The organism is Chryseobacterium sp. 2987 (assembly GCF_031456375.1).
GTDB lineage: Bacteria > Bacteroidota > Bacteroidia > Flavobacteriales > Weeksellaceae > Chryseobacterium > Chryseobacterium vaccae.
The window spans coordinates 187,937-202,651 of the sequence record NZ_JAVDUN010000004.1 but is presented as its reverse complement, the minus strand read 5'-3'; the positions used below and the strand labels follow the sequence as shown (position 1 = coordinate 202,651).

Here is a 14,715-nt window from a genome sequence, read left to right as displayed (position 1 = left end):
TATTTCTTTTTCCCCTAACTTTGCACAAACCTAATCTAATGAGTAAAAAGAATACAAAATACATCTTTGTGACAGGAGGTGTAACTTCATCTTTGGGAAAAGGAATCGTGTCTGCTTCTCTGGGACTTCTACTAAAATCACGCGGTTTTAATGTAACGATCCAAAAACTAGATCCTTATATCAACATCGACCCAGGAACACTGAATCCTTATGAACACGGAGAATGCTATGTAACCGAAGATGGTGCGGAGACGGATCTGGATTTAGGTCACTACGAGCGTTATCTTGATGCTCCTACTTCCCAAAACAACAACGTTACCACAGGGAAAATCTATCAGACTGTAATTGAAAAAGAAAGAAAAGGAGACTTCCTTGGAAAAACAGTTCAGGTAATTCCTCATATCACGAATGAGATCAAGCGCAGAATCAAGATCCTTTCAAAACAGAACTACGATATCATCATTACAGAGATCGGAGGAACTGTAGGAGATATTGAGTCTCTTCCTTACATTGAAACCGTTCGCCAGCTGAAATGGGAATTGGGTGAAAGCAATTCTATGGTAATCCATTTGACATTGCTTCCTTACCTGGCTTCAAGCGGTGAATTGAAAACAAAACCTTCACAGCATTCCGTTCGTCAGTTGATGGAAAGCGGAATTATGGCAGATGTTTTAGTTTGCAGAACAGAACATAAAATACCAAAAGATCAGAGATCGAAACTGGCCCAATTCTGTAATGTTCCTTTGGAGAACGTGATTGAATGTAAAGATATGGAAACCATCTATGAGGTTCCGATGTATCTTCAGAAGCAGAACTTTGATGATGTAGTATTGAAAGAGCTGGATCTGAAAAGCGATAAAGATGCAGATCTTAAAGACTGGAAAAATTTCCTTAAAAAATTCCAGAATCCTAAGAAAACAGTAGAAATTGCCCTGGTAGGAAAATATGTTTCTTTACAGGACTCCTATATTTCTATTGCTGAGGCATTTAAACATGCCGGTGCGGATCTTGAAACTGAAGTAAAAGTAAGATGGGTATACAGCGGTGATATTACAGAAGATAACATTAAGGAAACTCTGAAAGGGGTAAATGGTGTTCTTATAGCTCCGGGATTCGGAGACAGAGGAATTGAAGGAAAAATTCTTACGGCGAAATACGCCAGAGAAAATAAAATTCCGATGCTTGGAATCTGTTTAGGAATGCAGATCATGACTGTTGAATTTGCCAGAAATGTTCTTGGACATACCAAAGCCAATTCTGTAGAATTTGATACTGCAACTCCTGATCCTGTAATTTCATTGATGGAAGAGCAGAAAAATGTAATAGACAAAGGAGGAACAATGCGTCTGGGAGCATGGAAATGTGCTTTGAAAAACGGTTCTAAATTATCTGAAATCTACGGAAACAAAAATATTTCCGAAAGACACCGTCACCGTTATGAATTCAACAGTGACTATCTTCAGGAATTTGAAAAGAACGGTTTCCTGGCAACAGGTACGAATCCTGAAACCGGATTGGTAGAAGCCCTTGAGCTGCCTGAACACCCTTTCTATGTAGGAGTGCAGTACCACCCGGAATACAAAAGTACGGTAGCAACACCGCATCCTTTATTCAGAGCTTTCATCAAAGCTTGTGAAAAAAAATAAAGAAGTAAGGTAATTTTTTATCATAAACGTCTACATATAAACTCAGGCTGATTATTCTCAGCTTGAGTTTATTATATAGTAACGCAGTAAAGCATAGAGTTTTGATAAAAAAACAGTATTTTTGTCAGCTCAAAAAAGTAATATTATTATTACGGATTAAAGTTTAAAATTTTTAATAAAAATAAAATGCAACAAAACAACGGAATCGATAAAAGTCAAATGATTAGTTTCGCGGTTTTATGCCTGATTCTCTTCGGTGCGATGTTCTATTTCCAGAACAAACAGTCGAAAGAAGAGCAGTTGAAAGCCCAACAGCAGAAAACTGAACAGGTGAAAAATGCCGTAAAACAGAATCAGGCCAGCAATATCAATCCAAATGTCACTCCGAACGCAATTCAGACAGCAGCTCTGTCCAATAAAGAATTGAATGTTGAATTCTCAAGTCTGGGAGGGCAGGTTTCTAAAGTACAGCTTTCGGAATATAAAGCATACGATCATAAAACAGATAAAGCAGATCTTCCGCTTTACCTGATCAATAAAAATAATTCAAACTACGGTTTCCAGTTTAAGGATAAAACGGGAAAAGTTATCAATACTAAAGATTTAGTTTTCTCTCCTGCGGTAAATGGTAATGCTGTAACAATGACAGCTAATTATAACGGAGCTGTTATTCAGTTCGTTTATACGCTGCTTCCAAAATATACTCTGGATTTTAAAGTAAGAACACAAGGCCTCGCTAATGTTACCGCTGACAATAAAGCAGATTTCATCTGGGATTACAGTGTAAGAAATTTAGAAAAGGGTAGAGCTCAGGAGCAGTCTCACTCGGAATTCTCCTATGCTTTCAATAATTATAAAGACTATGATTATGATGGAAGAACAACCATGGAAGAAGAAAAAGAAACCCTTAACTGGATTGGAGTAAAACAGCAGTTCTTCTCTTCTGTAATTGAAGCTAAAAATGGTTTTACACACAGTAAAGGAAACCAGGAAAATATTGAAGAGGGGGAATACCTGAAGAAATTGAATTTTGAAGGATTTGTTCAAATGACAGGCAGTGAACTGAATCAGGATTTTACCTGGTACTTCATGCCATTGGATTTACCGCTATTGAAATCTTACGACAAAAACTTCGACGAAATTCTTCCTTTGGGATGGTCTTTCATTGGCTGGATGAACCGAGGATTCTTTATGCCGATGTACAATATTATCGCAGAATGGGGATTAACAGCGGGTTGGGTAATCTTCTTAATGACTATTATTGTAAAGCTGATCCTTTCACCAATCATGTATAAGCAGCACAAATTAAGTGCGATGATGAAAGTGATCCGTCCCGAAATTGATGAGGTAAATGCAAAGCTGAAAGATGCAGATCCAATGAAGAAGCAGCAGGCTACGATGGAAATCTACAGAAAAGCAGGCGTAAATCAGATGGCAGGATGTCTTCCGGCATTGGTGCAGATCCCTATTTTCTATGCCTTATTCCGTTTCTTCCCGAACTTTATCGATCTGAGAGGACAAGGATTCTGGTTTGCAAAAGACCTTACCGCTTATGATGATTTGATTAAGCTTCCGTTTAAAATTCCATTCCTTGGAGATCATTTAAGTGTTTTCGCATTGGCGTGTACAGTGGTGATTCTTATCTATACGGTAATGACTTCTGGAAATATGCAGCAGCCTCAACAGGAAGGAATGCCAAACATGAAAGTATTAATGTATATCTTCCCGATTACATTCCTGTTCTTCTTAAATACATCAGCATCCGGTCTTTCATGGTATTATTTTGTATCGAATGCCATTAACATCCTGATCATTCTGGTAATTAAATACTGGATTCTGGATGAGAAGAAAATTCATGCACAGATTCAGGCTAATAAAGAAAAGCCTAAGACTGAAGGAAAATTCCAGAAGAGAATGCGTGAGATGATGGAAAAGGCTCAGGAGCAGCAAAAAGCTCAGGAGCAGCAGAGAAATAAAAAGAAATAATCTATATAAAAAAGAGAAGCAAAATCTGCTTCTCTTTTTTTTTGTTTATAAATGGACCTCCAGTTTAAATGGAGGTCCGTTTTTGTTTTAATCGTACTTCAATCTGAAAGACTGACGGTGGTATTTTGTTGTGCCGTGTTTGATAAGAGCTTGTTGGTGGGCTTTAGTAGCATAACCGAAATTGGTTTTCCAGCCGTATTCAGGATGTTCCTCGTGAAGCTCTATCATCAGCTTATCTCTATAGTTCTTTGCTAAGATAGAGGCCGCCGCAATAGATAAAACTTTTGAATCTCCTTTAATGATGCATTGATGAGGAATATAATTGTATGGATGAAATTTATTTCCATCAACAAGGATCAGTTCAGGGGTTATGGTTAATTGATCCAAAGCTCGGTGCATAGCATGGATGCTCGCATTAAGGATGTTGTGTTCATCAATGAATGAAGGAGGAAGTTCAGCAATAGCGTAGCTTTTCACGTTATCTTTTATATAGCTGTCCAGATCCATTCTTGTTTTAAACGTAAGTTTTTTCGAATCATTAACGAGGTCCTGCTTAAAGCTGTCATCCAGAATAACGGCTGCTGCAACAACAGGTCCGCTTAGGCATCCCCTTCCTACTTCATCACACCCTGCCTCAATATAGAGGTCTGTCCATTTTTGCAATAATTCCATGAATAGTATTTGTATAGAATGCATGTAAAAGTAATGAAATTATAAATTCTATAAAAATGCAGGTTGTATTTTCGAATTGGTGATTTATAGATATAATGTTTCATTTTGGGTGAATAATTGTAATGTTGATAAATATTGAGTTTTTTAAGTATTTAACGTATTGTTTTTTTTATTGATAAATCATAAATGTATTTTAATTTTATTATGTATAATTATATTAAATTAAAACTTTTTAACTTAAAATTTTTTCTTTTTAAGAAACTTTTACATATTTGTAAATCATAAAAATAATTAACTAACTATGAAGAAATTAACTACAAGTGTTTTAGTTATAGTTCTGACTTCATCTTTTGCAGTAGCCAATGCACAAAATACTGAACAAGGTGATACGTTGAGAACTACCGAGATCCGGGAAGTAGTTGTAACAGGAGCATTAGGTATCAAGAAAAGACAGGATGCTGTTACCTCTTCCAATCAGGTAGTGAATGCTGCTGAAATTACTCAGGCGAATAACCCAAATGCGGTTCAGGCTCTTACGGGAAAAGTTTCGGGCTTGCAGATTAACACAACCAATAACTCTGTTAACTCTACGGCAAGAGTAGTTTTAAGAGGTCCAAGATCAATTTCCGGAAATAACCAGGCGTTGGTTGTCATTGATGGTGTAATTTCCACAATGGGGATTTTCCAAAATCTTCCTCCTGAAATTATTGAGAATATTAACGTGATCAAAGGAATGCAGGGAGCAGCTCTATATGGAGAAAAAGGAAGTAACGGGGTTTTGGTTGTAACCACCAAGAGAGGGTCAAGGTCAGAAAAATTACAAATTTCATTAACGAACTCTGTAGATTTTTCTTCAGTGTACAAATTACCTATTTTCCAGAAACTATATGGACAAGGATGGCCTGGAGATGCATTTGATACTACAGAATACGGAGGAACAACATGGACCCCTTATGAGAACTCTGCCTGGGGACCTGCTTATAATTCTGCACTGGGAGGCCAGGATTTGGTGGTTGGCTTACCTCAAGCAGATAATCAGTTTCTTAGAACAACATTTTCGCCAAAGAAAAACCATGTAGGCAATTTCTTTAAAACAGGAGTATTGTTCCAAAATGGAGTTTCTGTTTCTGCGGGAGGGTCCGATTCTTATGTGTTTTTATCAGCCAACAGAACACAAAATGATTTCGTAGTTGAGAATGATAATCTTAAAAGAAATAACTTTATTTTAAAAGCGGGGAAAAGATTAGGCAAATTCAGAATTGATGGGAATGTTAACTATTTAGATTTAAGTACTTCTGAAACTTCAGGGGGGTTATATGATCAGTTATTACAGACGCCTACCAATGTAGATATCAGACAGTTCAGATATTCTCTGCCGGATGCAGGACACTCAATGTATATTACAAACCCTTATTGGACCATCGATAATGAAAGGTATAACAATAAGAGCAGGATGTTCACCGGATTGATTAATCTTGAATATAATTTAAATAAAAATATCTCCTTTACTTATGCCGGAACTATAGCGTCAGGATCTTCTATTGCTGAAAGCCACCTGAATGCATTTGCCTATGACAGAGTATATGAAGGTACTGGAACATATTTAGATGGGCACTCTCCAAGTGATGGAACTTTTGCCAGAGAGCCAATAGTATCTAGCTATTATAAGTCGGTAGGTTCTTCATTTAGGTATTATGGAGACTTAATGGCTAATTTTGACTACGAGCTTACGGATGATATCAATATGAAGCTTAATGTAGGACACAATATCCAGGATAATACAACATCTTCTACACAGGTAGGGGGAACAAATCTTAAAATTCCGGGATGGTATCATATCAATAATGTCCTTAATCCGGATCCTTTCTATAAACTGGATAATGGTAAAACCCAAGTGAGATCTTATGCCTGGTTTGCTAACCTAGACCTTGCTTACAAGGATTATTTATTTTTAAACACTACATTCAGGTATGAAAAAAGTTCCCTGATCAGTTTAAATCCTAGAGATTTTGATGGAAATCAATTACCTTTTACCAATAAAGGATTTGCTTATTATTCCGTGGGAGGATCTTTTATTCCTACAAAAGCATTTGCAAGCTTAAAAGGGAAGATATTGAACTATGCAAAAGTAACAGTGTCATTGAGTAGAGTTGGAAATGTACAGACTATTCCTGTTTATGGTCTGGACCGTGTTGGTGCTTTCCCAACGGGATATCCTTTTGGGAATTTATCTTCATCACTGCCAACAACTTCATTCTATGCTCCCGATATCGAGCCTGAATTCTATAATTCTAAAGAGGCCGGGTTGCAGTTAGGGTTCTTAAATGATCGTATTACTTTTGAAGGATCAGTCTTTAGAAATGATACCAGCAATATGATTACTTCTGTTACTACTTCTTCTGCGTCAGGAATTTCCAGTATTCTAAGCAATATTGGGGATAGCCGTAACCAGGGATTTGAATTGGATCTGGGCTTTACACCAATCAAAACAAAAGATTTTGAATGGAAGGTAAGAGGATCATATTCCACCTACAGAACGAAAATTCTTTCCTTAGCAGATGGCTCTGAAGAAACTCCGTTAAATGTAATTTCAAGACCAACAGTAGGTATTTATGCTGTAGTAGGAGAAGATTTCCCAATGATCAAAGGAACAAAATATCAAAGAGATCCAAATGGAAATATTATTGTAGACCGAAATGGTAATCCTTTAACAACATCAACTTTAGAGGTCTTAGGAAAAGTTAACCCGGATTATATTTTAGGTTTCAGTACTTCATTCAAATTTAAAGGAATCACATTAAGTGCTGTTGCTGATTACAGAACCGGAAATAGTTTTGTGCCTCTTTCTAAAGAATTGTTAGCCTATGCAGGACATCTTGAACAGACCGCTACATTTGATAGAAATCAGGGATATGTGGTTCCTAACTCAGTTCAGTTAGTTAATGGGCAGTATGTTCCTAATACAACACCGGTAGGAAACGATCCTTCTTATTTTGGTACCAATGCTTATTTTACGGATGGTAATTTCCGAAGAGTGGGTGAGGAGCATGTAATTGATGGAACTGCATTTAAAGTAAGAGAGATTGCACTTAGCTATGATATTCCAAAATCAATATTAAAAAGCACATTTATTAATTCATTGACTATAGGAGTTTATGCCAGAAATCCTTTTGCGATTTATGCAAAGAGCAACAGAAACTATGCTGATCCGGAAACAGCTACAACCAGTGGAAATGCTGCAGGTTTAGCCTCTACAGGGCAGTACCCTACGATCAGAAACTTTGGTTTTAACTTAAACGTAACTTTCTAACTATTGAATAAAATGAAAAAGAATAAATTTTTAACAACTCTGTCAGTTCTTGCATTAAGCATAGCCGTGGCTTCTTGTTCCAATGATTATCTGGATGTTAATGATAATCCTAATGCAATACAGGCAGAACAGATTACTCCGGACCTAATGCTTCCGGGGGCTATCAGTACGGCATATAGGACACAGGCTGGAACAATGGTGCAGTTTGGAAACTTGATGATGAACAGCTGGGCTGGAAATACCTATAGTTTTGGAGGTGCTTTTTCCAGAGAGTTTAATTTGGGATCAATAGATAACACTTTTTATACGGGAATCTGGGGATTGTATCCAAGACTGGCCAACTTTAATCAGATCGAGAACTATGCTAATGCTGATCACAAACAAGATAATTATGTTGCTATTGCCAAAATTATGAAGGCATTTTATATGCAGTATATTGTAGATCTTTATGGAAATGCACCTTATTCAGAAGCTTTCAAAGGAAGAGATAATATGACACCCAAATATGATTTGGATTCAGATATTTATAAAAGATTGATTACCAGTCTAGAAGAGGCGAATGCTATTATTGCTGCAGAAGAAGAGAACGCTGAAGATCCTGATACTGCAGATATTGTTTTTCATGGGGACATGGATAAATGGAAAGCATTATCAAATACAATTAAATTAAGGTTGCTAATCAGAATGTCTAAAGTTACAGGAGATCTGGCTACTTATAGAGATACAAAACTGCAAACTTTAGTTGGTGCTGATTTTATTAATGAAGAGGTAGTAGTGAACCCTGGATATAGTGCTTCTAATGACGATCAAATGAATCCTTATATACTTACCTGGGCCAGAACATCAGCAGGAACACAGGTTCAAAACTATGGGCTTGTTGTTGCTTCAGAACACATAGCCAATGCTTTGGAAGGAAATGTAATATTGAATGATCCTAATTATTCTAAATTCACAGGATTAAAAGATCCTAGAAGAAGCAGATTATTTACCAATGTTACATCTGTAGATTCCAATGGAACTCCTTTTACCGGGTTGAAAGGAATTAGACAAGGAGCTGTCCCTGGCCAGCCGGGAGCACCTATCAGTAATACAAATACCTCGAAGTTGGGGATAGGTAATTTTGCCGGATCTGCAGCTGTGGGAACCTGGGATGATGTAATTGAAGTAAACAACGGACGTGGTGGAGTACTGATGTCAAGTGCCGAAAGTAACCTGTTACAAGCTGAAGCAGCGTTGAGATGGCCTGCTATTTTTACATTTGGGGCACAAGCTAAGTTTGAAGCAGCTATTAGATCTAATGCTACATGGTTGGGAGCAAGTGCAAGTACAACAAATACATATATAACTGCTGCCAATGCCAGACCTGGACTAGGATGGACAGGCTCTACCCAGCAAAAAATTGAGGCGATTATGACCCAGAAATGGATTGCATTAACCAACATCAATCCTACGGAAATGTTTATTGAGTATAACAGAACAGGATATCCGTGGACACCAATGGCGGTAACTGCTCAACAGCCTAATAAACCATATCGATTGATCTATCCATTCTCGGAATATGCGGCTAATGCAGCTAATGTTCCTGCTATGTCAGGAGGAGATGTTTTCGTTAAAAACCAGTTTACTCCGTTTTGGAATAAGAACTAATTTTATAAACAAATTTTACATATTTTTTTGCCGCCTTCGGGCGGTTTTTTTGTGTCGTAAAGACTTCTCTGCACTGTTTTTTATTGGAAAAAAATCATATGCATAACATTGTTTATTTTTCACATCAATGGGAGTTTGGGGTGTTTTTATGAATTAATGCAATGAATTTCAGCTCGTTATTAAGTTGATTGATGAATATTGGGTATAGATAATATCAATAAAAAACACATTGTGGTATTGTGAAAAAAAATATTACTAAAATGATGTGTCTTTGTTAAATAATTTGATTTTAACATAATTTAATAATTTAAAAGTTGTAAAAAATAATAAATTTTGAATAATTGATATTTTTTTCACATTTTGCTTTGTGATTTTAATAAAGTTTTACAAATTTGTACAGTCACAAAATAAATTTGATATGAAGAAACTAACAACAAGTCTTCTTGCTTTGGTAGTATCCTCTTCAATTGCTGTAGTTCATGCTCAGGAGAAGGATACCATAAAAGCAAAGGAGATCGAGGGTGTGGTAGTAACCGCACTCGGGATTAAAAGAGAGAAGAAATCTTTAGGATATGCTTCAGAGGAAGTAAAAGCTGCAGAATTAACCGGTGGGACAACGAATACCGGGAACGTAGCATCACTTCTTTCAGGTAAGGTAGCCGGCCTTCAGGTAAATACCAACAACAACTTTGGCGGATCTGCCAATCTACTTATCAGAGGATACAAATCATTGTCCGGTGGATCTCCACTTATTGTTATTGACGGCTCACCGGTAAATAATAATACTGTGGCAGGTTCCATATTCGATTATGGTAACTTTCTGTCAGATATCAATCAAGAAGATATCGAATCCATTAACGTACTGAAGGGTGCAGCGGCATCTGCTCTATACGGGGAGAGAGGAAGTGATGGGGTTATCCTTATCGTTACAAAAAGTGGAAGAGGAGGTAATGATGGCAGCTGGGGAGTTACTCTAACTTCCGGAATCACAGCTGGATTTATTGATAAATCTACTTTCCCGAAATATCAGACCAAATATGGTGCCGGATATGGAGGAGAATCCTGGAATGAAGATCCGGGACCTGGAGGATATAATTATGCCAACTTTGTTGATGATGCCTCTTACGGACCTGCTTTCAACCCTAATCTTCTGGTTTATCAGTGGGATTCATATGATCCTTCATCACCAAACTATGGGAAAGCAACCCCTTGGGTAGCCGCTAAAAACGGCCCGATCAAATTTTTTGAAACACCAGTCACATATGTTAATTCCATCACCATTGAAAAAGGAAACAAGACTTCCAACTTGTCTTTATCTTATTCAAATATGCTTTCCAATGGTCTGATGCCCAACTCCGAGTTGAAAAAAAATACAATCTCTGCTAAGTTTAACCACGACTTTACAGACAAACTTCATGCTTCCGTATTCACAACGTTAACCCTTCAGGGTACCAAAGGAAGAAATGAAACAGGGTATTCAGATAATATTGTTTCAGGTTTCAGGCAATGGTGGCAAACGAATGTAGATGTTGTAGCACTAAGAAATGCCTATGAAAACAATGGACATAGCAATTTTTCATGGAACAGATCGGCATCTGATGATCCAACACCACAATATTGGAACAACCCTTATTTTCAAAGATATCAGAGTTACCAGTCTGACGATAGAACAAGGATATTCAGCTATGCACAGTTAAAATACGACGTTTCCAAGAACTTCGGAATTACAGGTAAGCTGTCTTACGATGATTTACAGATGGTTGTAGAAGAAAGATTAATGAACGGCTCCCTACCTCAGGTGTTTGGTGCATCCGGATTGAACGTAGGTTCAGGATACTCAAGAACCAATGTAAAGAATACCGAGATGAACTTTGATTTATTTGCCAATTACAAATTTGACATTACTCCTGATCTGAATGTGAGTGGTATTGCAGGAGGAAACGTGAGAAGAAATTTAATTGACAATATATTTATGAGCACAGAAGGAGGCCTTTCAAAGCCTGGTTTGTTCGCCATCTCTAATTCTGTGAGAACAATATTACCTCCTGATGAAAATTATGCCAAATTTGTGACTTCAAGTTTATATGCGACAGCATCATTTGGTTATAAAAATTTCTTATTTGTTGACGGAACATTCCGTGTCGACCAATCATCTAACCTGCCAAAAGATAATAATAGCTATTCATACCCTTCTGTTACAGGAGCTATTATCCTTTCAGAATTTGTTAAACAGCCATGGTTAAGCTTCTGGAAAATCAGAGGAAACTATGCTGAAGTAGGTTCTTCTACTACCAATTACAGATTAGTAAATACTTTCAAAGCAAGAGGTGAAGGTTTATTTGATCAACCATTTTTCCTTGCTAATCCAAATTTAAAGCCGCAGAAGTCTAAGGAAGTGGAATTTGGAATGGAAGCTCAATTCTTCAGAAACAGATTAGGATTTGATGTGGCTATTTATAAAACAAAGACTCTTGATCAGATTATGAATTTACCGGTTTCTTCTGCAACAGGATATAGAACATTCCTGGTAAACGCCGGACAGATTGATAATAAAGGGGTAGAAGTGCAATTGAACGGAACACCATTCAAAACCGATAATTTTACCTGGGATGTTAATGTCAACTGGTCTAAAAACGAGAATAAGGTAATTAAACTCAATGGAAATTCTCAAAACTACTTAATGGCAACCTATCAGAACGGAGTTTCTTTGAATGCCCGTGTAGGACAAGCATTTGGAGCTTTGGTTGGGTCAGATTATCAGTATGATGCTAATGGAAATAAAATTGTAGATGCTACAACAGGTAATTATTTAATCAATGATAATCAGGTAATTGGAAATATTACCCCTGATTGGGTAGGAGGAATAAGAAACAGCTTCCGCTATAAAGATTTTTCTCTAAGCTTCCTTATTGATATGAAACAGGGCGGGGATGTATATTCTCCGGATATGGCTTATGGAATAGCAACAGGGTTATACCAAGAGACAGCTGATTACAGAGAAAACGGATTTGTGAATCCGGGTGTCAATCCAAACGGAAGTATTAATACTACACCTGCTGGAGATCCAACCAGTGCAGGAAGTGTAGACGGATACGATGTTATGCCAGATAAAAGGTTTGTTTATGATGCTTCCTATGTGAAGTTGAGAGAAGCGAGTATTGGATACAGCTTACCAAAATCAATATTAGCAAATACATCTATCAGAGATGCAAAAATATCTATCGTAGGGCGAAATTTATGGATTATTCATAAAAACCTGCCTTACGCTGATCCGGAAGCCGGAACAGGTAATGGACTAGCTGCCAAAGGACAGTCTATTGGGGTGCTACCTACCACTCGTGATATAGGGATAGATATAACTTTAAAATTCTAAAAAAATGAAAAAAATATTTTTAATTATAGGTTTTACTTCATTAGCACTGGCTTTTACTTCGTGTGAAAGAGAAATTACGTCACTAAATGAAGATCCTAAACACCCAACAGAAGTTCCTTCCGGTGTACTTTTTGCGAGTGCTGAACAAGTTCTGCTTGACCAGATATTGAACGTTAGTGTTAACCGTAATGTTACCCGGTTTTTTACTCAGCAATGGTCACAGACAACATATACTGGGGAGTCCAGATATGATATCAAAACCAGGAATATACCTAGAAACCATTATAATCGTATGATGTCATCTTCTTCTGCCACAGTTCCTTCACCAGGCGTACTATCGGCATTAAGGGATGCAAGAAGATTTCTTGAGTCAGAAGGAGGAAGTCCTGTGCAAAAAAATAATAACATTGCCATGATTGAATTGGTAAATGTATATGCCTGGGCTAATTTAGTTGATACTTATGGAGATATCCCTTATTTTGGTGCATTAAAGGCAACCGCTGAAAATCCAGGAAATGCTGAAATTCCTTATGATGATGCTAAGACAATCTATTTAGACCTGATTAAAAGAATTGATGCTGCTCTTGCTTTGATTAATACTTCTGAGACAGGATATGATAAAGATCTTATCTATAAAGGAGATATGGTGAAGTGGAAGAAAATGGGAAATTCTTTGAAGTTTAAAATGGCTGTTACGCTGGCAGATGTTGAACCTGCTTTGGCTAAAACATATGCCGAGGCTGCTTTTACTGGTGGTTTATTTGTTGATAAACTTGATAACTTCGGACTACAAACATTCCCTTCAGGGTTATTATCTAATCCTGTTTATCAGGACGTGATTCAATCTGGTAGAAATGATTTTGTTCCTTCAGATGTTTTAATTAACTTTATGAATGCTAAAAGTGATCCAAGAAGAGCTATTTGGTTTACAACAATAGGGGGTGATTATGTAGGAGGCAGATATGCCAGACAAAACGTGTTTGGTCAGTTCTCTCACTTTACAAATGCTATTTCAGGAGAAAATGCTCAGGGATTTTTATTAGATTATACACAAATTACCTTCTTGAGAGCTGAAGCAGCACAAAGAGGATTTAGCGTAGGAGGTGCTGCACCAACTTTGTATACTCAAGCTATCCAAGCGTCAATGGATGAATATGGGGTAAGTAATGCAAATGCAGCAACCTATATTGCAGCAAATCCATATGATGTGGTAAATTGGAAAAAATCTATTGGAGAACAGGCTTGGATTGCTATGTTCAATAAAGGTTTCCAGGCTTGGGATTTCGCAAGAAGACTAGATTTTCCGGTATTTGTAAATCCTTCAAACTCCAGAGCGGAAGCCGTTCCAATCAGAATGCTTTATTCCGATCAGGAGTACCTTCTGAACAATGCTAACGTTACTGCTGCAGCATCTAAAATTGGGGGAGATAAAGTATCTACAAAGATATTTTGGGATAAATTTTAAACTAAACTAATAATCGTCGGACAAATATTTTGCCGAAAAAACTTATTTTATGAAATATTTTATTGGAATTTTTCTTTTAATGGGAGTAATTTCCTGCTCCAGTGATAGTGATAATAGTGTTGTTGATGAAGTGGTAACTGTCAACGGAACCTGGAGACCCTATAAGTATGAATTCAGAGGCAAAAACATTATGCTGAATGATTGTGAGGATAAAGGGTTGATCGTAATTAACAATGACTTCTCAGGAGTTTATGATAGGTATGAGTCTTCAGCTACTACAGATGATTGTACGCTTGTTGATTCTTTTACAGGGAAATGGACTTATGATAAATTATATAACGTTCTGACTCTTGAATATACCGATGAAGAAGGTCTGGATAAAACCATGAGAAAGGAAATTAAAACCTATTCAACAACCGAACTTAGAATTCGTGATAATAGTAAGAACTTAGATAATCAGCCTGGTAATGATGAAGCTGTCTTAGTTTTTAAAAGAGAACTATAATAGATAAAACCACCTTCGGGTGGTTTTTTTATGGAATAAAACTTTTTCATTTTTTGAGAGTTCAGCTATCTTAGATACTGTTCTTAGAGAATACCGGAGATGGGATGATGG

The 14,715-nt window shown here is 37.0% G+C and carries 8 protein-coding genes; 7 read left to right on the top strand and 1 reads right to left on the bottom strand.

Going from position 1 to position 14,715, the window contains the following annotated elements; all coding sequences use genetic code 11:
- The first annotated feature begins 38 nt into the window (after positions 1–38).
- Together J2Y40_RS13600 and yidC are read left to right on the top strand one after the other, a co-directional pair.
- Positions 39–1,646, top strand: coding sequence for a CTP synthase (locus J2Y40_RS13600; RefSeq protein WP_153395583.1), 1,608 nt, complete (start codon positions 39–41; stop codon positions 1,644–1,646).
- Positions 1,647–1,832: 186 nt separating this feature from the next.
- Complete coding sequence (gene yidC / locus J2Y40_RS13595) at positions 1,833–3,632, top strand: membrane protein insertase YidC (protein WP_309999470.1); 1,800 nt, start codon at positions 1,833–1,835, stop codon at positions 3,630–3,632.
- An 87-nt stretch (positions 3,633–3,719) separates the two neighbouring features.
- On the opposite strand, the gene J2Y40_RS13590 is transcribed toward yidC, so the two are convergent.
- Entirely contained in the window at positions 3,720–4,304 is a 585-nt protein-coding gene (locus J2Y40_RS13590; RefSeq protein ID WP_309999468.1) for a ribonuclease HII, read from the bottom strand.
- Positions 4,305–4,605: 301 nt separating this feature from the next.
- On the opposite strand from J2Y40_RS13590, the gene J2Y40_RS13585 reads away from it, so the two are divergent.
- The 5 genes from J2Y40_RS13585 (at position 4,606) to J2Y40_RS13565 (ending at position 14,604) form a co-directional block, all read left to right on the top strand.
- The gene (locus J2Y40_RS13585) at positions 4,606–7,614 is read left to right on the top strand and encodes a SusC/RagA family TonB-linked outer membrane protein (protein WP_153395577.1); all 3,009 of its coding nucleotides are present in this window, start codon (positions 4,606–4,608) and stop codon (positions 7,612–7,614) included.
- 12 nt (positions 7,615–7,626) lie between these two features.
- Positions 7,627–9,261, top strand: a complete 1,635-nt coding sequence (locus tag J2Y40_RS13580) for a SusD/RagB family nutrient-binding outer membrane lipoprotein (RefSeq protein ID WP_153395575.1) — start codon at positions 7,627–7,629, stop codon at positions 9,259–9,261.
- Positions 9,262–9,679: 418 nt separating this feature from the next.
- Positions 9,680–12,634, top strand: coding sequence for a SusC/RagA family TonB-linked outer membrane protein (locus J2Y40_RS13575; protein WP_153395573.1), 2,955 nt, complete (start codon positions 9,680–9,682; stop codon positions 12,632–12,634).
- A gap of 4 nt (positions 12,635–12,638) precedes the next feature.
- A complete protein-coding gene (locus J2Y40_RS13570) occupies positions 12,639–14,099 on the top strand; it encodes a SusD/RagB family nutrient-binding outer membrane lipoprotein (RefSeq protein ID WP_153395571.1) in 1,461 nt (486 codons plus the stop codon).
- Between the two features lie 49 nt (positions 14,100–14,148).
- Positions 14,149–14,604: a lipocalin family protein gene (locus J2Y40_RS13565; protein WP_153395569.1), complete on the top strand. Its 456-nt coding sequence runs from the start codon at positions 14,149–14,151 to the stop codon at positions 14,602–14,604.
- Positions 14,605–14,715 lie beyond the last annotated feature (111 nt).